Consider the following 19,425-nt stretch of genomic DNA (forward strand, 5'->3'; position numbering starts at 1 on the left):
GCATCTTATCGCACCAGAACGAGTCGTTCAGTGGTGAGAAGATGCTTCGCAAGCATCGCATGACAGACTTTTGAGAAATGACTTACCCCGAATACAAGCAGCCGCTCGACTACGCTAAGCTCGCCACCGATGTGCGAGCCTATTGGGACGCCAACGGCATCTTTGAAAAGAGCGTGAGCAGCCGCGAGGGCCAGCCCACGTTCGTGTTTTATGAGGGCCCGCCCTCGGCCAACGGCCAGCCTGGTATCCACCACGTGATGGCGCGGGCAGTAAAGGATATCTTCTGCCGCTACCAGACGCTGCTCGGCAAGCAAGTACCCCGTAAGGGCGGCTGGGACACCCACGGCCTGCCTATCGAGCTGCAAGTAGAGAAGGAGCTGGGCATCACAAAGGAAGATATCGGCCACAAAATCAGCGTAGAGGACTACAACCAACGCTGCCGCGAAACTGTGATGCGCTTTAAGGCGCAGTGGGACGAGCTGACCCAGCAAATGGGCTACTGGGTGGACCTAGACGACCCTTACATCACCTTCGAGCCTGAGTATATTGAGAGCTGCTGGGCACTGCTCAAGAAGCTCTACGACAAGGGCTTCCTGTATAAAGGCTACACTATCCAGCCGTATTCGCCGGCCGCCGGCACTGGCCTTAGCTCGCACGAGCTAAACCAGCCGGGCACGTATAAGGACGTTAAGGATACGACCATCGTGGCGCAGTTTAAGGTAGTGCGCGATGCTGTTTCGGAGAAGCTGTTTGCCGGTGGGGGTGAGGGAAATACCTATATCCTGGCTTGGACGACTACGCCCTGGACGCTGCCCGCCAACACGGGCCTAGCGGTAGGGAAGAACATTCCTTACGTGCTGGTTTCGACCTTCAATCCGTACAATGCTGCACCCATCCGGGTGGTGCTGGCGAAGGCGTTGGTGAGCCGCTACTTCTCGGAAAAAGGGGGTAATGCTTCGTTCGAAGGCTATGCTGAGGGCGACAAAAAGGTGCTGCCGTGGCGTATCGAAGCTGAATTTACGGGCGCCGACCTAGTGGGCATCCACTACGAGCGCCTGTTTGGCACCGAAGCTGGTTTTCCGCATTTTGAAGGTGAGGAAAACGCCTTCCGCGTTATCCCCGGCGACTTCGTAACCACGGAAGACGGTACGGGCATCGTGCACATCTCGCCTACGTTTGGCGCCGATGACTTCCGGGTAGCGCAGCTCAATGGCATCCCTGCCTTGATGCTGCCTGACAAAGAGGGCACCCTAGGTCCCATCGTAGACCGCACTGGCCGCTACGTGGCCGAAATGGGTGAGTTTGGCGGCCGCTGGGTGAAGAACTACGACGGCCACGACCAAAGCGGCGCCGACTATAAAACGTTGGATGAGAGCATCGCCATCCGGATGCGCACCAATGGCACGGCCTTCAAAACCGAGAAGTACGAGCACACCTACCCGCACTGCTGGCGCACCGATAAGCCGGTTCTTTATTATCCACTCGACTCGTGGTTTATCAAGACTACGGCGGTGAAAGACCGGCTCATCGAGCTCAATAAAACCATCAACTGGAAGCCCGAAAGCACCGGTACTGGCCGCTTTGGCAACTGGCTCGAAAACCTGGTAGACTGGAACCTCAGCCGCTCGCGCTACTGGGGCACGCCGCTGCCCATCTGGCGCACCCAGGACCGCACGGAGGAAATCTGCATCGGTAGCATCGCTGAGCTAAAGGCGGAGATTGACAAGGCCGTAGCGGCCGAAGTCATGACCCACAACCCCTACGCCAACGGTGAGAAAGTCGACCTACACCGCCCGTATGTCGATGATATTTTTCTCGTCTCGCCCAGCGGCCAGCCCATGTACCGCGAGCCCGACCTTATCGACGTGTGGTTTGACTCGGGCGCGGTGCCGTATGCACAGTGGCACTATCCATTTGAAAATCAAGAGGTTTTTAAAAAGAACTTCCCCGCTGACTTTATCGCTGAAGGCGTAGACCAAACGCGCGGCTGGTTCTTCACGCTGCACGCGCTGGCCGTGATGCTAGAAGACTCGGTGGCTTTCAAAAACGTGATTGCCAACGGCTTGGTGCTGGATAAAAACGGCAACAAGATGAGCAAGCGCCTAGGTAACGCAGTGGACCCGTTTGCGACCATTGCGCAGTACGGCCCCGACGCTACGCGCTGGTACATGATTGCGAACTCGCCGCCGTGGGATAACCTCAAGTTTGACCAAGCGGGCGTCGTAGAGGTGCAGCGCAAGTTCTTCGGCACGCTGTTCAACACGTACTCGTTTTTCGCGCTCTACGCCAACCTCGACGGCTTTCAAACTAGCGAGTTTGACCGCGTGCCGCTAACCGATTTGAGTGAGCTGGACCGCTGGATTCTGAGCAAACTGCACACGCTGATAGGGGAAGTGCGTGGCCACCTCGACAACTACGACCCCACGAAGGCGGCCCGTGCCATCCAGGAGTTCGTGACCGACCAGCTGTCCAACTGGTACGTGCGTCTGTCGCGCCGCCGCTTCTGGAAGGGCGAACTGACTACCGACAAGCGCGCCGCCTACGAAACCTTGCAGCAGTGCCTGGTGGTAGTGTCGCAGCTGATGTCGCCCATCGCGCCGTTCTTCGGCGACTGGCTCTACAAAAACATGACCGACGGCATGCGCGCCGAGGCCGTAGCCAAAAACACGCCCCTAGCTCCGGAGTCGGTGCACTTGACCTTGTTTGTTGAGTCAGATACTGCGCTCATCGACAAGGCGTTGGAAGAGCGTATGGAGCTGGCCCAGCGTATCAGCTCGCTCACGCACTCGCTGCGCAAGAAGTCGGTGCTAAAGGTGCGCCAGCCCTTGCAGCGCATTCTGGTGCCAGTGCTGAATGACACGACTAAGGAGCAAGTTGGCAAGGTCGAAGACCTGATTTGCGCCGAGGTTAACGTGAAGCACGTGGAGTTTTTGGACGACACGAGCGGCGTACTGGTGAAGTCGGTAAAGCCCAATTTTAAGCGCCTAGGGCAGGTGTACGGCCCGCGTTTGAAGGCAGTGGGTGCTCGCATCCAAACCCTGACCAACGACGAGCTGAGCCAGCTTGAAAAGCAAGGCGAGCTAGCCGTGGAAGTGGAGGGCGAAACCCTCACACTGCACCTCGACGAGGTCGAAATCCGCACCCAAGACCTGCCCGGCTGGCTGGTGGCCACCGACGGCCCGCTCACCGTGGCCCTCGACGTGACCCTGACCGAAGAGCTACGCCAGGAAGGCTTAGCCCGCGAGCTGGTCAACCGCCTCCAGAACCTGCGCAAAGACTCGGGCCTTGAGGTGCAGGACCGCATCAGCGTGCACCTAGGGGCCAGCGCGCCCGCTGAGCTGCAAGCCGCCGTAGCCTCGTTTGGCGACTACATCCGCGAGGAAGTGCAGGCCCTACGTCTTGACTTTGTGCCCGAAGTAGCTGGCGGCGCGGTGCTGGAGTTTGATGACTTCTTGGTGCCCGCTAAAGTAGAAGTAGTAACTGCCTGAGTATGAACAACCCGGCTGCACTTGAAACTACGGCCGGGTTTTCTTCCGCACAACGCCCTTTTCGTACCGCTTTAGATTGGTTCTCAAACCTCATAATTCGGTATAAAACAGTACAAAGTAACTTGAGTTTCATCCGTGCAGACCGATTTGCCAGTTAATTCCGCTACTACCCGGCCGCCCTATCAGGCGCGGCGCGGCAGCGTCCTTCCTTATTTCCTGCTGGCCTTGTTGGTTATCGGCATTGACCAACTATCTAAGTATTTAGTACACAGTAACGCTACCCTTACATCGGGTGGTGAAATCATGCTGATTGGCCGCTGGCTCAAGCTGCACTACACGACTAACCCCGGCATGGCCTTCGGCGTGGAGCTACCGCCGCCCTATGGCAAGCTGCTACTCACGGCATTCCGGCTAGCGGCGGTGAGTGGGCTGAGCTACTACATCGTGTACTTGTGGCGGCATCGGGCCGCTGGAGGCTTCATTGCCTGCATGGCGCTCATCCTAGGTGGGGCCGTGGGCAATTTGATAGACTCTATCTTCTACGGCATCATTTATCACAATGCGCCGGCTGGCTCGCCCTCGCCGTGGTTCTTTGGGCAGGTGATAGACATGATTTACGCCGACATCTACGAGGGCTTTTTACCTGCTGCCTGGCCACTGGTGGGCGGCAAGTACGTGTCGCTGTGGCCAATTTTTAACATCGCCGACTCGTCTATCTTCATCGGCGTGGCGCTGATACTGCTATTCCAAGGACGCTTCTTTAAGCACGAAGGAGAAGTGAAGGAGGAAGCACCGCGACCAGCGGGTCCACCCGCTTCGGACCTTGCCTAGTAAACTTGCGGCGCGGAAATTTTCCGCGCCGCTTTTTTTTGCCCCATGCCGTTACTCACCGTTCAGGACCTGACTATAGACTTTCGCTCGCAGCGCGGGCACACGCGTGCCGTAGCGGGCGTGTCGCTGACCGTGAGTAGGGGAGAGGTCGTCGCCATCGTGGGCGAGTCGGGCTCGGGCAAGTCGGTGACTTCGTTGGCGCTCCTAGGGCTTCTAGCCAAGCCCGCCGCGCATGTCGAGAGCGGCACGGCTGTGTTTGAATCGGAGAAGCTGGGCGAGGTCGATTTGCTAAAGCTTTCCGAAAAAGAATTGCAGCAAGTGCGAGGCAATGACATCAGCATGATTTTTCAGGAGCCCATGACCTCCCTGAACCCAGTGCTGACCTGCGGCTACCAAGTAGTAGAGGCGCTGCGGCTGCACACCTCATTGAGCGAGCAGGCTGCCGCGGCGCGTACCATCGAACTATTTACCGAAGCGCAGCTACCCAGGCCCGAGCAAATATTCAAGTCATACCCCCACGAGATAAGCGGCGGCCAGAAGCAGCGTGTGATGATTGCGATGGCCATGGCCTGCCGCCCAGCACTGCTCATTGCCGATGAGCCGACGACCGCGCTCGACGTCACGGTGCAGGCGCGCATTCTGCAACTCATCCGCGACCTGCGCCGCGAGCATGGCACAGCTGTTCTATTCATCACCCACGACCTAGGAGTAGTGGCGGAGATAGCCGACCGTATTCTGGTAATGTACCGGGGTAGGGTAGTGGAGCAGGGGGCAGTGCTGGACATCTTTACCAATCCTCAGCATCCGTACACCAAAGGACTGTTGGCTTGTCGGCCTCGGCTCTCTATCGGTCAAGCACGGCTGCCTGTAGTCGCTGACTTTATGAGCGTGGATGCGGCCGGTAATTTGGTGGCTCGGTCGGAAGAAGAAAAGGCGGACCTATCAAAAAAGGCTCTCGCGAGCTTACAAACCATTTCTGATACTTCCAAAACGTTCCCCGTGGAACAATTTTCACGTTCCACGGTCGCGCAGCCTCTTCTACAAGTCGAAAATCTGCAGGTGCACTTCCCAATTCGCAAGGGATTTTTTACTCGGTCCACTAGCTATATGCGGGCCGTGGATGAGGTCAGCTTCACTATCTACCCCGGCGAGACAGTGGGCTTGGTTGGTGAGTCGGGCTGCGGGAAAACTACCCTAGGACGGGCCTTGCTGCGCCTCACGGAACCAACGTCCGGACGCATCCTGTTTGAAGGCACGGACCTCGCCGCGCTACCTGCCGGGGAGTTGCGCCAGCGACGGCGCGAATTTCAATTAGTGTTTCAAGACCCTTACGCGGCCTTGAACCCGATGCTTACTGTGGGCGAGGCTATCCTGGAGCCACTGCGGGTGCACGGGGTGGGCGGCAGCCGTGCCGAGCAAAAAGCTAGGGTGCGTGAGCTACTGCGCACCGTGGGCTTAAGCGAAGACGCGGAGCAGCGTTACCCGCACGAGTTTAGTGGGGGGCAGCGGCAGCGGATTTGTATTGCGCGGGCGCTGGCCCTGCGGCCGAAGCTTATCGTGTGCGACGAGTCAGTGTCGGCGCTTGACGTAAGTGTGCAAGCGCAAGTGCTCAACCTGCTCAACGACCTCAAGCGCGACCTAGGCATTACTTACCTCTTCATCACGCACGACCTGTCGGTGGCCCGCTTTATGAGCGACCGCCTGCTCGTAATGAGCCAGGGTAAGATTGTGGAGAGCGGCCCGGCCGCCGAGCTGTACGCGCACCCGCAGCACCCCTACACCCAGCAGTTGCTAGCTGCTATCCCGAGTGACGACCCAGCCCGTATCGCAGCGCGAGTTCAAGCCTAAGCCGATGCAGTTCATTTATCCCTGCCTACCGTACCAGCCGCGCACCGTTGACCCTATGTGGGCGCCGGAGTACGAATGGGCGCGGGCGCAGGGGCTAGCCACTAGGCTAGTCGATATGGATAACGACCGAGTATGGATACCCACGCTGGCTAGCAACACTGCACAGCCCGCGCCGGTGCTGTACCGAGGCTGGATGCTGACGGCCGCCGAGTATGACCAGCTCGCCCGGTTGCTGCCGCTGGCCGTGCCGCCGGCCGAGTACCTTTCTTCGCACCAAGCAACCGGCTGGTACGAGGCAGTGGCCACTCACACCTTTCCGAGCTGCTTCCTTACGGAGCCAGTCGCCCTGGATTGCGCAGTTGGTCGGCGCTATTTTGTGAAGGGCTTGGTGAAGTCGTTCGGTGCCGACTCGGTGCTGACCAGCCAGCAGCAGTTGGCAGACTTCTGGCAGCTGCAAGAGTTGCCAGTCAGCACGACCCTTTTTGTGCGCGACTTTGTTGACTTGAAGCCCGGCTCAGAGCGCCGCTTCTTTGTAGTGCGCGGGCAGGCGCTGGGTTCTGCTGGAGCGGTACTACCCGAGGCACTGCAAGCAGCCGTGGCCGCGTTGCAGCCGCGGCTTTTCTACTCCCTAGATGTGGCCGAAACCCTGACCGGCCAGCCCGTGCTGGTAGAGGTAGGCGACGGTCAGGTATCGGACCTCAAGGAGTGGTCAGTGGCCGAATTCGGTAGCCGCGTGCTACGGACCTTGGCAGAGGGTGGGGCAGGCAAGATGCCCCATACTGTTGTTTAATTTTTGAGTGGTTCTTTGCACCACCTAGCGCGCTCGGCAAGTGAAGGCCATCCTTCCACCCAGCGCCTCGTATTACATCTCAGCCAAGCTTGTGCTTGGCGTTATCGGCCGCCTCCGTCAATCTTAATCTTAGCTGTCTGGCGGCCCGTCTTCTTTATTATGAAAAACCCTAAAGACCCCGCAGCCCCCCGCGCATCCCGCGCGAAGGCTGCCGCCACCAGCCTAAGCCAAGACATCGTGTACCGCGAGTTTGCCGATAACCCCGGCAAGGTGCTGGGCTACCGCCAGCTCTCACGTCGCCTCGGCATCACAACCAAAGCGCAGCGCGACGAGCTATTCGACCACCTGAAAGTATTGCGCCGCCTAGGCAGCATCGAGCTGCTCCAAAACGACGAGTACCGCCTAGGCAACCCTACCGACCTGCAAGTAGCCGCGAGCGCTACCAAGGGTCGCAAAACAACCAAGAAGGCCGCGCCCGCCGTCGCGCCTGAGCCGACCTTAGAAGATGAGTTTGGCCAAGACCCCATCGTGCACCGCCGCCGCTCTGCTGGCTTCGACCACGTGGGCGACGGCCCCGACCGGCCCCGCCGCGATAGCAATACCGTTATCGGGACGGTAGCCTTGGCCACGCCGCGCTTCGCCTTTGTTGTGCGTGAAGATGGCGAGGGCGATGACATCCGCGTCTTTACTGACCAGTTGCGCTACGCCCTCGATGGCGACCTAGTGCGGGTGCGCCTGCGTGGTGTCCGTGATGGACGCCTCACTGGCGACGTTGTAGAGGTGCTCAAGCGCCAGCGCTCGGAAGTGGTGGGCCGCCTGCAAGTGCAAGGCTCCATCGGCTTCGTAAAGCCGGACAACCGTAAGTCATATTTTGAGGTGATGGTACCGCCCCAAGAGCTAGGCGAGTCGCGCAACGGCGACAAGGTGCTGGTGCGCATCACTGACTTTCCGGAGCACGAAGGGCAGGGCAAAAGCCCGGTCGGTACCATCATTCGCAACTTCGGCGCGGCCGGCCAAAACGAGGCTGAGATAAATGCCATCATGGCGGAGTTCGGTTTGCCTTTCGAGTTTCCGAGCGCGGTGGAGGAGGAGGCCGATGCCATTCCGACCACCATCTCGAAAGAGGAAATTGCCAAGCGCCGCGACTTCCGCGACATCCTCACCTTTACCATTGACCCGGCCGACGCCAAGGACTTTGACGATGCGCTCAGTCTGCGTACCCTCGAAAATGGCAACTACGAAGTGGGCGTGCACATCGCCGACGTGACCCACTACGTGCGCCTAGGTACCGAGCTCGAGCGCGAAGGCAAGAGCCGCGCCACCTCGGTGTACCTAGTCGACCGCGTGATTCCAATGCTGCCTGAGAACCTCTCCAATGGTCTCTGCTCGCTGCGGCCTAATGAGGACAAGCTGACTTTCTCAGCCGTGTTTGAGCTCGACGAAAAGGGCAAGCTGCAAGACTCGTGGTTTGGCAAAACCGTCATTCACTCCGACCGTCGCTTCAGCTACGAGGAGGCGCAGGAGCGCATCGAAACCGGCGAGGGCGACCTAGCCGAAGAAATCAACCTGTTGAACCGGCTCGCCAAAAAGCTATCGGCTGAGCGCTTCCGCAAGGGCGCTATCAGCTTCGAAACGCAGGAGGTGAAGTTCAAGCTAGGGGAGGATGGCAAGCCGCTCGGCGTGTATGTGAAGGAGCGCAAGGACGCGCACAAACTCATTGAGGAGTTCATGCTGCTTGCCAATAAGCGGGTGGCCGAGTTCGTATTTGGCCTCAAGAAAACCAAGCCGCGCTTCACGATGGTGTACCGTACCCACGACGCACCCGACCCCGACCGCCTCGAAAACTTCGCGCTGTTCGCTCAGAAGTTCGGCCACAAGCTGAACCTAGCTAATCCTAAAAAAGTCAGCACTGAGCTCAACAAGCTCAGCGAAGATGTAGTGGGCAAGCCCGAGCAAAACGTGATTCAAGGCTTGGCCATCCGGTCGATGTCGAAGGCCATTTATACTACCGAGCCCCTAGGTCACTTCGGGCTGGCCTTTGCCCACTACTCGCACTTCACCTCGCCCATCCGCCGCTACCCCGACATGATGGCCCACCGCCTGCTCGAGCACTACCTAGAGGGCGGCAAGAACGTGCCCGTCGAGCCAGTGGAAGAAGAGTGCAAGCACTCGTCAGCTCGCGAAAAACTGGCCGCCAATGCTGAGCGCGCCAGCATCAAATACAAGCAGGTCGAGTACATCGGCGCGCACATTGGTGAGCAGTTTAAGGGCGTGGTATCGGGCCTTACCGAGCGCGGCATCTACGTCGAGATTGAAGAAAACAAGTGCGAAGGCATGGTGCGCATCTCCGACATTCCGGGCGATACGTTCGAGCTAGATAAGGACAACTACCGCCTAGTGGGCCGCGGCTCGAAGCGCATTATCCAGTTCGGCGACGAGCTACAAGTCGTCATCACGTCGGCCAATCTGCTAGACCGCACCATTGACATGGAGCTGGTCGATAACCGCCCCGAGCACGTGAAGCAGCGTGAGCGGGCCGAGCGCGAAGCTGGCCGCGCCAGCCGTGGCGGTGGCTACCGCGGCGACAAGGGCGGCAGCTCACGCGGTGGTTCTGGCAAGGGTGGCCGCGGCGACCGCGAAGGCGGCAAGCGCCGCCGCTAAGCTCCGGCTATCGCCCTAGGTACATATGAAGGACCTTCTCGTAGCAGGAGGCAACTGGGACCAACGGCCCAGGTGCACTCTGACTAGGGAAGGTCCTTTGGCGTTATAAGCGCAGCAACAAAACACCGGCCGCCCAGCCATCCTAAACCTACCTTTGCCCCCGTGCAAACCGACCTTCCCAACCTCCTTCAGCAAGCTTTAAAAGAGCTTGACTACGGCCAGCAGCCGGCCGCCCTCTACGACCCCATCCGTTACATCATGAGCCTTGGGGGGAAGCGCCTGCGCCCGCTCCTGACGCTGCTCAGCGGCCAGCTCTTTACCGATGACCTAGGGCCGCTGGTGAAGCCCGCCCTGGCTACCGAGGTCTTCCACAACTTTACCCTGGTGCACGACGACCTCATGGACCAGGCGCCCCTACGCCGCGGCCAGCCCACCGTGCACGAGAAGTGGAACCCCAGCACGGCCATTCTCTCGGGCGATGTAATGCTGGTACGGGCCTATGAGCTGCTCTTCGAAAATGTACCCGTGACGGTGCTGCCCCAGGTACTGCGTCGCTTCTCGCAGACCGCTGCTGAGGTGTGTGAGGGCCAGCAGTGGGATATGAATTTCGAGACAGAAACTGGTGTCACCATTGCGCAGTATCTCGATATGATTCGGTTGAAAACGGCCGTGCTCCTTGGCTTCGCCCTAGAGCTAGGGGCTGTGTTGGGCGGCGCTTCGGCCGACGATGCCGAGCACCTGCGGCAGTTCGGTACCGACATTGGCTTGGCCTTTCAGCTCCGCGACGACCTGCTCGACGTGTACGGCGATGCTGCCACGTTTGGTAAGCGGGTAGGGGGCGACATCATTTCCGACAAAAAAACCTATCTGCTCTTGACGGCCCAGGCGCAGGCCAACGCTACCCAGCAGGCGGCCCTAGCGCAGCACATCGGCCAGCCCGTTGCAGATGCTGAAGCCAAAGTGCAAGCCGTGCGCAACGTCTACGACGAGCTTAATATTCGCCCCCAGACGGAGGCCCTTATCAACCAATACTTCGAGGACGCGCTGCAACACCTAGGTCGCATCAGCGCGCCTGCCACTCGCAAAGAGCCCTTACGCCAGTTGGCATTGCAGCTGCTCGAGCGCGAGTCGTAGCGTTGTAGAGCGGGCTACTAGCCCGCTCTTTTTGCTCATACTAATTGCCTACCTGCGGACCAAAACCCCGCGTCATCCCACCTTACTTATGCCGCTCAATCCGCTCCTTATTCTGCTTGGTCTTACTGTAGCCGTGTCGGCCTACGCGTGGTCGAACCAAGAGCTAATGAATAACTGGATACTCGACCCCTACCAGATGAACCGCCGCGGAGGGCAGTGGTACCGCTTCATCACCTCCGGTTTTCTACACGCCGACTGGGGGCACCTGCTCTTCAACATGATTACCTTCTACTCGTTTGGTGGGCTGGCCCTGTCGGCCTTCACCTATCACCTAGGTGACACGCCCGGCATCCTCGCCTTTCTGGCGCTGTACCTAGGTGGTATTGTAGTATCCGACTTACCCACGTATTTCCGCCATCGCCACGACCCTGGCTACCGCAGTCTAGGGGCTTCGGGCGGGGTGGCCTCAGTGCTATTTGCGGGCATCTTGTTTCAGCCCATTAGTGGGATAGGAATGGTCTTTTTGCCAGGCCTCGAAATTCCAGCCTTTATCTGGGGCGTGCTTTACCTGATGTATTCCTACTACATGGGCCGTCGCCGGGGCGATAATATCAACCACGATGCCCACTTCTATGGGGCACTATATGGAGTAGTGCTCACTGTGGCCTTATTACCTAATGTACTGCTCAGCTTTATTCAACAAGTAGCAGCTTTTAGATTTTAACTATCTGATTATTAAATATTTGAGGCTGAGTAGGTATCTAAGTGATAGTGAGCCGCGTACAGTACGCACATTCTTTCACCAAAATACCTTCTCCTCACATGAAATCTCTCCGCTCTTTCTCCGAACGCCTCCCCTTACTAGCCACCTTACTGTTACCCTTGCTGCTGCTTACTGCAAGCTGCTCCCGCTTTAATGCAGACGGTAGCTTAGCTCCTTGGGGTATCCTGCTTCTTATCCTGGATGTGCTGGCTATCATCAACGTATTTAATAAGCCTTGGGAAATTGGCAAAAAACTAATTTGGGCCGCCATTATCTTCTTCTTTCCCTTCGGTGGTCTCATTCTGTATTACCTATTCGGCCGCAATAGCTAATAGTGCTAATCAATAAAAAGGGCCCCTTGCTATGCAGCAAGGGGCCCTTTTTTGTGCAAGGAAGATTAATGGCTACCTACCAAACGGTTCTTCTCTAGATGAGCTACCCCACGCAGTAGGTTGGCAGTGTTTGTGATTTCTTTTACCTGCCAGTGGTCATCAGCCTGCTTCAGCAACTTCACTTCAAGTACCATCGTCGTGTCGTATTTAGGTTGTGTAAACTCTAAGCCGACCAGCGCTTCATCACCTTTCTCCGTCGTGTACTTGATGCCTTTGAATTGGCTATCGGCACCAACTACCCGTCCTGCCAAGCTCGTGAGCGAAAGGTTGACTAGTCGCTTAGGAGCCGCAGATGTTGCAGCTGCCAGCGAGCCAGTCTCAATGTATCGCTGCACTTCTTTGTGGGCAGCCTTTGCTAATTGTGGCTTCAAGAAGCGTAGCGCGCCATTCACTGCCAAGCTACCACCTGGTACTAGCGAAGTCAATATCGAGCCTTGGTTTGCTACATCATCGACTAAGTGGCTGGTAAGCGCATCAACGTCTACGTAACGTTCAAAAGCAGCTAAATCGTGGGTTCTAGTAGCTGCTGCTGCTTGTAGTAGCGCATAGTTCGGACCCGATTTAAAGGAGTTATAATAGTAGTAGCCACCTGCCGCTAGGGCTAATAGAACCACAAAGAATATTAGTTTTTTCATATTAAATGGAAAGTAGCACCACGTGGTGCCTCACAAATTTACCAATCTAGCTGCTTAGGTAGTGTAGAGCAGATGGAATGACCTGAGTAGCTTATTAGCGCGTACAGCGGACATGAGCAACAATAAATCAAGCCTTGGGCAGCATTACCGGCCCGAAGTGCATGGGCACCGCGGATGCCGTGGCCTACGCCCCGAAAACACGTTACCAGCCTTTCTGCACGCTGTGACACTAGGTGTGGATGTCATAGAACTGGACGTTGTCATTTCTCAAGACCACCAGGTAGTCGTTTCGCACGAGCCTTGGCTTGCGGCTAACCTAGGGCGCAGCCCAATAGGAGAGATAATAGACCCTAAGCAAGAGCAGCAATTTAATTTATATCAGTTACCCTACAGCCTTATCAAAAGCTGCCCAGTAGGAGAGTGGCCGCACCCCAATTTTCCTGAGCAGCAACCAGTGCCTAGCTGCCGGCCCTTGCTGCGCGAAGTGCTGCACCAAGTTTCTACTTTAAGTCAGCAGCTAGGTCATACAGTAGGCTTCTCCGTGGAGATAAAATCATCACCAGTTGGTGATGATATTTTTCACCCAAGGCCAATGCAATTCGTCGACCTAGTAGTTTCTGAATTGCAAACCGCTGGCGCTATCGGCAGCACTACACTACTAAGCTTTGACGCGCGGATTCTACAGGCTGCTCGGCAATCCTATCCCGATTTGGCACTGTGCTTACTCATCGAAGACCACCTGCCTGCTGTCACCATGCTGTTCCTTGACCTAGGGTTTGAACCCGAAGTTCTCGGTCCAGATTTCCAATTGCTCTCAGCTAGCCTGGTACAGAGCATTCGCAATAGCTATCCTAACCTCCGGTTGGTACCATGGACAGTTAATACGCAAGCTGAACTGATGACGGTCCTGAAATGGCAACCCAATGGCATTACTACCGATTATCCAGACCGCCTGTTGGCTTTGCTCGACGTGTATAATTAGTAGAGATGGAATAGTTACACGTATACTGTTCGTAAAGCCAATTTGTGTAACATAATGTGATAATGATACACTGTATCTGTTTGTAAAGATAAAGATTCAGGTGTTACACATGATAGTTGTAATCTGTTTGGTGATACAGAATTTTATATCTATAAATTAGGTTTACACTTTGATGTATTACATATTTGTTTGTAATAAATAATTTCATCCATGCTCCACCAAGGCGAAATAGTGCAGGAAGCTATCAAGAATAGCGGTATTTCCATCACGCGTATAGTGGAGGAGCTAGGAATAACACGACCTACCATCTATCGTAAATTCAAAGATGATACACTTGATGCTAAATTTGTAAGGCGAATAGGCGAAATAATAGGACACGATTTCGCACAAGACTTTACAATGCCCGAACAATCATCTTTGCCTTTTGTATCATCAGTATCCAAAAGCTATGTTACACAATCTGTTGTATCGCCTGTAACACCCCGTGTAACAACCTCACAAGTATCTGATTTAGATGCTTCTCATCAGCTTTTAGCCTTGCAAGGCAAGTATATTGCCCTACTAGAGGCCTATAATGAACTACTACTAAAAGTGTACGGACCAAAATGAACGAAAATGTTTCACGTGGAACATTTTCGTTCATTTGTGCGATACAGCCTTACCGTTGTATGTGAAGAATGATTACAGGTCGTCTATTAACCAATGCTGGTCAGGATGTATGCCCAATGCAGATGGTATTCAAACAGCACCCATAACGAGATAGACGCTCAAGTTGCGACTCACTATAGCCAGCGTGCTATGAAGCCAAAGATGTGCTGTTCCTTCTTTCCTAAAGGAATACACCTCTTGACTGTCTAAAGAAAAATAACCTCCGTTACAGCTTGTTCTCCCACCTCAGCATTGAGTAGTTCAAGCACCCTAGTCTTCGCCATCACAAGCTCGTGCTTGAGAGGAGCCGAAGTGAGACGCACAAAGAGCTTGCCCTTGCTTACATAGACCTCTTTAGTTTTCTGCGCAACTGCTTTGCCCATGACGCGTTCCCAACTGGCTACAACGGTTACTTCATTTAGTTTGCCACCTAGGCGATAGGCTCGAACTAGGGCTTCTAATCCCTCCTTGAGCGGAATAATATCGGCCCGACGTGAGGAGGCAGAAGGAAAAGGCTTTTTCATAGGACAAAAGGCGAGTAACGAAAGCAAAAGACGTACTAGCCATTCGTAGCAGCACTAGCAAACTGGAAGGCAAAATTACATTGCCTATGGCCTGCAACTTTCTGCTAAGATTAAATAGGAGTAACAGAACCAGCTTGCACTCGAAAGCGACGAATGTCACTGCTTATGCCAGCTAGGGCTTGGTCGGTTCGGCTAAGGCTCGTATCCGTGATAAAGACCTGCCCGAAGGTGTGTTCGGCCACAAGCTGTAGCAGCCGCGCGATGCGCTTGTCGTCGAGCCGGTCGAAGATGTCATCGAGCAATAGTAGGGGTTTACTAGCTGCCAGGCTATCCATAGAGGCGGTTGCCGGATGCGTACGATTAGCGAGCATTTCAAACTGGGCTAGCTTCAAAGCAATAACAAATGATTTTTGCTGTCCTTGCGAGGCATAAGTCTTGACGGGTAGCTCATCCATCAAAAAGATGAAATCATCACGATGTGGTCCCACATTACTGCGCTGCATGGCTAAGTCACGGCGCTCATTAGCTAGCAGAAGATGTCGGAAGTTTTGTCCCGGCAGCTGGCTTTTGTAAACTAGTGAAACGACTTCACGTCCCTCTGCCAGCTGTTGATAATGGTTTTGGAATACAGGAGTAAACTCAAGTAAAAAGCTAGCCCGCATAGCCGACAGTTGTTCTCCGATAGGCGCCAACTGGTCGTCGAGCGCTTGCAGATATAGTACATCAAAGCCATGACTGCCACTAGGCTGCTTCAGTGTAGCATTGCGTTGACGTAGTAAGCCATTATACTGAATGAGCAGTTGCAGAAAGTCAGCGTCCAACTGTGATTGTAGGCTGTCAAAGTAGCGCCGTCGCTCTTCACTGCCTTGCCTTATTAAATCAGTATCATAAGGTGAAATGAGCACAGCTGGATAGCGGCCAATGTGGTCGGCCATGCGCTCATAGGGTTGCTTATCGTGCGTGAGCGTTTTTTTTTGACCTAGGCGCAGGCTGACTTGAATAGTTTCGGGGCGGTCGAGTAGGGGTGAGGTAAACTTGCCCTTCACTACAAAGAAGTCAGCCCCTTGCTTAATGCTTTGAGCATCGAGCGTAGTAAAAGCACTCTTAGTGAGTGCTAAGTAATGAATAGCGTCAAGTAAATTGGTTTTGCCGCTGCCGTTGTCCCCAATGAAACAATTAATACCAGGACTCAGACTTAAAGAAGCTTCGTCGTAGTTTTTGAAAAACAGCAAGTGGAGCTGGTCGAGGGTCATTAAGGGCGGTTGGGGAGAGTGCAAAATGATATTACGTAACTACGGAGAGAATTACGTAATTTCGCCCTCCCAACGCGAAATTATAACCCCAGATTATGGCGGAGTCGAAAGTAAAGGATGCGTCTAAGGTTGGCGCCAATGGCAGCAATGGTGGTGCGTCTGCATCAACACCCAAAGCCGTCGATGCAACTACGGGCGTAGAAACCGTGCAGCAGCCCGCAGTAGAAGTACTGCCTGACGCGCACGCTGGCGATAATCCCGCCAACGAGCCCAAGGCTACTTCGCCCGCTGAGCCGAAGTTCTCTAAGGAGACCTACATGACTTGGTACGAGCAAATGCAGCTCATTCGCAAGTTTGAGGAAAAAACTGGTCAGCTTTATGGCCAGCAAAAAATCAAAGGCTTTTGCCACCTCTATATTGGCCAAGAGGCTTGTATAGCTGGGGCAGTGTCGGCACTAGAAAAAGGCGATAAGTACATCACCGCATACCGCGACCACGCTCACCCTTTAGCACTGGGTACATCACCCAATGCTGTAATGGCAGAGATGTTCGCTAAAGTTACCGGCTGCTCGAAAGGCAAAGGTGGCTCGATGCACATGTTCGATAAAGAGGTTGGCTTCATGGGCGGCCACGGTATCGTGGGTGCACAAGTGCCGATGGGTGCAGGTATTGCTTTTGCTGAGAAGTACAATAAAACCGGCAAGCTCTGCATCTGCTACATGGGTGACGGGGCCGTGCGCCAGGGTGCCTTGCACGAGGCCTTCAACATGGCCATGTTGTGGAAGCTGCCCGTGATTTTTGTAGTCGAAAACAACGGCTACGCAATGGGTACGTCGGTAAAGCGTACTTCTAACGTAACTGAGCTTTATCACATCGGCCGGGGCTATGATATGCCTTCGGAGCCCGTGAACGCTATGAACGTAGAGGATGTGCACGATGCTGTAGCTCGTGCTGCCGAGCGCGCCCGTGCTGGTGAAGGCCCCACTTTCCTAGAGTTCAAAACCTACCGCTACAAAGGTCACTCCATGAGCGACCCCATGAAATATCGCACTAAGGAGGAACTTGAAGAGTACCGCCAGCGTGATACCATCGAGGCGGTGCGTCACACCATCTTGACCAACAATATGGCTACGGAAGATGACCTAGCAGCCATTGATGAAAAGATAAAGGCGCGGGTGCTAGAGGCAGTAGAGTTTGCCGAAAACTCTCCTTACCCCGAGGCAGCCGAACTGTACGAGGACGTATACGTGCAGAACGATTACCCTTACATTCACGATTAAGTAGATTAATTGACACCCGGCTGGCGCACCTTCGCACTAGCCTTATCTGCGGCGCGGCTCCCCTACGAGCCGCGCCGTTGAGCTATCCTAGCTGATGTCTAAAATTCCTTATACCGGCAAAACGCCGGGAGCTCGCCAGCCCGTCCGCCCAGTGTCGACCGACCCGCTAGCTCCGGCCGAAGAAAACTACGTAACCGAGAACCCGCTGCTCGAAGACCCCGATGCGTTAGCTGCTCGCTTAGCCGACTCGGAGGACTTTATACGTCGCAATCGTACGGTACTGCTCGCCGTGTTGGCCGCAGTGGTGCTAGCTGTAGGAGGTTTTTTTGGCTACAACTATTGGAAGGGCCAGCAGAACACACAGGCGCAAGCTGCTATGTTTCGAGCCGTCGACAATTGGGAAGCTGACTCACTGAAGCCAGCGTTGCAAGGAGATGGCAAGCTGCCGGGTCTAAACCGCGTAGCTAGCGAGTATGGTAGCACCAAAGCTGGTAATCTCGCTAACTTCTACGCTGGGGTAGCACTACTCAAGCAGGGCAAGTTTCAGGATGCCTACAACGCGCTCGATAAGTTTAGCTCCGATGACTATTTAGTGCAGTCGCGGGCTTACTCACTGATGGGTGATGCACAGCTAGAGCTTAATAAGCCTAAGGAAGCAGCTGACCTATACGGCAAGGCAGCCGACCACAAGGCCAACGAGTATTTCACGCCTGGCTACTTGCTAAAGCAAGGCGTAGCTCTGGAAGCTGCAAAGGATAATGGCGCGGCTATTAAGGCTTATGACCGCATTCTGGATGACTATGCTACTTCACAAGAAGCAGCAGAAGCGCGGCAAGCCAAAGCGCGCCTACAGCAGTAGCAATCGTTAAATTGCGTAGTTCATAACGGCACTCTTCTGCAAAGGAGGGTGCCGTTAAACTTTTACAGCGTGCTGCTTATTTAAGCCCTAGGTTGCTATCGGCAATCAAAAATTTCAACTGCTTTCTATGTCGTTTTAAGCAGCACATTGTTTTACCCTACAGTTCAACCTTATGGCAACTGCCCTACAAAACCTTAGTACTTACGACAGCTCCGGATTTATCGACATCAGTGAAAAGCGCTTTGGGCTAGTGGTAGCTGAGTGGAACCGTGAGCTCACCGATACGCTCAGCGCTGGGGCATATGAAACGCTGCTCAAGCATGGTGCAAAACCAGAGAACGTATTTCGCAATACGGTACCTGGCAGCTTTGAGCTGACCCTGGGGGCCCAACTGCTAGCTCAACACGAGGAAGTAGACGCCGTTATCTGCCTAGGCGTCGTGATTAAGGGCGACACAAAGCATGACGACTATATCTGCCACGCAGTAGCACAGGGTCTAACCACCGTGGGCCTGAAGTATAACAAGCCAGTGATTTTTGGATTAGTGACTACGAACACCCTGGAGCAAGCCTGGGACCGGGCCGGTGGCCAACACGGTAACAAAGGGGTAGAGGCTGCCGTTGCGGCCATTCAAATGCTAGGCTTCTAGCAGTAACGCTTTAAAACCACCTAGGAGGCATTATATTTGTGGTGGCATGGGTAGCTACTCCGTAACTTATCCTCCGAATTGCCAACTAGACAGGCTAACGGGCACTAAACTTTTTAGCTAGGTCTTGTGTTTGGCTGCCAAGCTGGCGCGAGCTAGTAATTGACTTACCTTTAATGCCTTTACCTTCCAATGACTGAGGAAAACCTGCGCTACTCGCGCGAAGATTTGGCGGAGTTCGATAAGATTATCCAGGAGAAGCTTACTGCTGCCCGCAAAGAGCTGTCTTTTATTAAGGAAACGCTTACCCGCAACAACGAGTCGGGCACCGACACCACAGCGGCTTCGCTGAAAGTGCTGGAGGATGGCGCAGAAACTGCTGAGAAAGAGAGCCTTAATCAGCTAGCTTCGCGGCAGATGAAGTTTATCCAGCAGCTAGAGAATGCGCAGCTCCGCATCAAGAATGGCACCTATGGGGTGTGCATTGGCACGGGCAAGCTTATTCCGAAGGAGCGCCTGCGGGCAGTACCCCACACCCAGCATTCGATTGAGGCCAAAATGGCCCGTCGCGACTAGAGATTACATTATTTTCCGGCCCGGACCCGTGGCTGGCGCTTTGGCAGCCAGCTACCGGGTCCGGGCCTTTTTTTACGAGGTTGCTGGTTGCCGGATAGTTAGAAGTAGATAACAC

17 protein-coding genes are annotated in these 19,425 nt (G+C 54.9%); 14 read left to right on the forward strand and 3 right to left on the reverse strand.

The window, feature by feature from the left end:
• Positions 1-77: 77 nt before the first annotated feature.
• The 8 genes from ileS to FNT36_RS07155 all read left to right on the forward strand — a co-directional run bounded on the left by ileS (position 78) and on the right by FNT36_RS07155 (position 11,847).
• Positions 78-3,488, forward strand: a complete 3,411-nt coding sequence (ileS, locus tag FNT36_RS07120) for an isoleucine--tRNA ligase (RefSeq protein WP_144845898.1) — start codon at positions 78-80, stop codon at positions 3,486-3,488.
• A gap of 147 nt (positions 3,489-3,635) precedes the next feature.
• The gene (locus tag FNT36_RS07125; RefSeq protein ID WP_144845900.1) at positions 3,636-4,319 is read left to right on the forward strand and encodes a lipoprotein signal peptidase; all 684 of its coding nucleotides are present in this window, start codon (positions 3,636-3,638) and stop codon (positions 4,317-4,319) included.
• Positions 4,320-4,364: 45 nt separating this feature from the next.
• Entirely contained in the window at positions 4,365-6,167 is a 1,803-nt protein-coding gene (locus FNT36_RS07130) for an ABC transporter ATP-binding protein (protein WP_144845902.1), read from the forward strand.
• Positions 6,127-6,957 carry an ATP-grasp domain-containing protein gene (locus tag FNT36_RS07135; RefSeq protein WP_144845904.1) on the forward strand — a complete coding sequence of 277 codons (831 nt, stop codon included), beginning with the start codon at positions 6,127-6,129 and terminating at the stop codon, positions 6,955-6,957. The genes FNT36_RS07130 and FNT36_RS07135 overlap by 41 nt, the downstream gene beginning before the upstream one ends.
• Before the next feature lie 159 nt (positions 6,958-7,116).
• A complete protein-coding gene (gene rnr, locus FNT36_RS07140; RefSeq protein ID WP_144845906.1) occupies positions 7,117-9,618 on the forward strand; it encodes a ribonuclease R in 2,502 nt (833 codons plus the stop codon).
• A gap of 162 nt (positions 9,619-9,780) precedes the next feature.
• On the forward strand, positions 9,781-10,752 hold the full coding sequence (locus tag FNT36_RS07145; RefSeq protein WP_144845908.1) for a polyprenyl synthetase family protein: 972 nt from the start codon (positions 9,781-9,783) through the stop codon (positions 10,750-10,752).
• An 88-nt stretch (positions 10,753-10,840) separates the two neighbouring features.
• A complete protein-coding gene (locus FNT36_RS07150) occupies positions 10,841-11,476 on the forward strand; it encodes a rhomboid family intramembrane serine protease (RefSeq protein WP_144845910.1) in 636 nt (211 codons plus the stop codon).
• 98 nt (positions 11,477-11,574) lie between these two features.
• The gene (locus tag FNT36_RS07155) at positions 11,575-11,847 is read left to right on the forward strand and encodes a PLD nuclease N-terminal domain-containing protein (RefSeq protein WP_144845912.1); all 273 of its coding nucleotides are present in this window, start codon (positions 11,575-11,577) and stop codon (positions 11,845-11,847) included.
• 65 nt (positions 11,848-11,912) lie between these two features.
• Here FNT36_RS07155 and FNT36_RS07160 read toward each other — a convergent pair whose 3' ends face one another.
• Entirely contained in the window at positions 11,913-12,542 is a 630-nt protein-coding gene (locus tag FNT36_RS07160) for a hypothetical protein (RefSeq protein ID WP_144845915.1), read from the reverse strand.
• A 112-nt stretch (positions 12,543-12,654) separates the two neighbouring features.
• On the opposite strand from FNT36_RS07160, the gene FNT36_RS07165 reads away from it, so the two are divergent.
• Both FNT36_RS07165 and FNT36_RS07170 read left to right on the forward strand, forming a co-directional pair.
• Positions 12,655-13,524, forward strand: coding sequence for a glycerophosphodiester phosphodiesterase family protein (locus FNT36_RS07165; protein ID WP_144845917.1), 870 nt, complete (start codon positions 12,655-12,657; stop codon positions 13,522-13,524).
• Between the two features lie 210 nt (positions 13,525-13,734).
• Positions 13,735-14,133, forward strand: coding sequence for a helix-turn-helix domain-containing protein (locus FNT36_RS07170; protein ID WP_144845919.1), 399 nt, complete (start codon positions 13,735-13,737; stop codon positions 14,131-14,133).
• 245 nt (positions 14,134-14,378) lie between these two features.
• Here FNT36_RS07170 and FNT36_RS07175 read toward each other — a convergent pair whose 3' ends face one another.
• Positions 14,379-14,696 carry a DUF721 domain-containing protein gene (locus FNT36_RS07175; RefSeq protein WP_144845921.1) on the reverse strand — a complete coding sequence of 106 codons (318 nt, stop codon included), beginning with the start codon at positions 14,694-14,696 and terminating at the stop codon, positions 14,379-14,381.
• A 110-nt stretch (positions 14,697-14,806) separates the two neighbouring features.
• On the reverse strand, positions 14,807-15,949 hold the full coding sequence (recF, locus tag FNT36_RS07180; protein ID WP_144845923.1) for a DNA replication/repair protein RecF: 1,143 nt from the start codon (positions 15,947-15,949) through the stop codon (positions 14,807-14,809).
• A 317-nt stretch (positions 15,950-16,266) separates the two neighbouring features.
• Here recF and pdhA point away from each other — a divergent pair, with 317 nt between their 5' ends.
• The 4 genes from pdhA (at position 16,267) to FNT36_RS07200 (ending at position 19,310) form a co-directional block, all read left to right on the forward strand.
• A complete protein-coding gene (gene pdhA, locus FNT36_RS07185; RefSeq protein WP_144847430.1) occupies positions 16,267-17,229 on the forward strand; it encodes a pyruvate dehydrogenase (acetyl-transferring) E1 component subunit alpha in 963 nt (320 codons plus the stop codon).
• Between the two features lie 94 nt (positions 17,230-17,323).
• A complete protein-coding gene (locus FNT36_RS07190; RefSeq protein ID WP_233635745.1) occupies positions 17,324-18,088 on the forward strand; it encodes a tetratricopeptide repeat protein in 765 nt (254 codons plus the stop codon).
• A 172-nt stretch (positions 18,089-18,260) separates the two neighbouring features.
• Positions 18,261-18,737: a 6,7-dimethyl-8-ribityllumazine synthase gene (gene ribH, locus FNT36_RS07195; protein WP_144845925.1), complete on the forward strand. Its 477-nt coding sequence runs from the start codon at positions 18,261-18,263 to the stop codon at positions 18,735-18,737.
• 189 nt (positions 18,738-18,926) lie between these two features.
• On the forward strand, positions 18,927-19,310 hold the full coding sequence (locus FNT36_RS07200) for a TraR/DksA family transcriptional regulator (protein ID WP_144845927.1): 384 nt from the start codon (positions 18,927-18,929) through the stop codon (positions 19,308-19,310).
• Positions 19,311-19,425 lie beyond the last annotated feature (115 nt).

The sequence above is a fragment of the Hymenobacter setariae genome (genome assembly GCF_007713685.1).
Taxonomy (GTDB): Bacteria; Bacteroidota; Bacteroidia; order Cytophagales; family Hymenobacteraceae; genus Hymenobacter; species Hymenobacter setariae.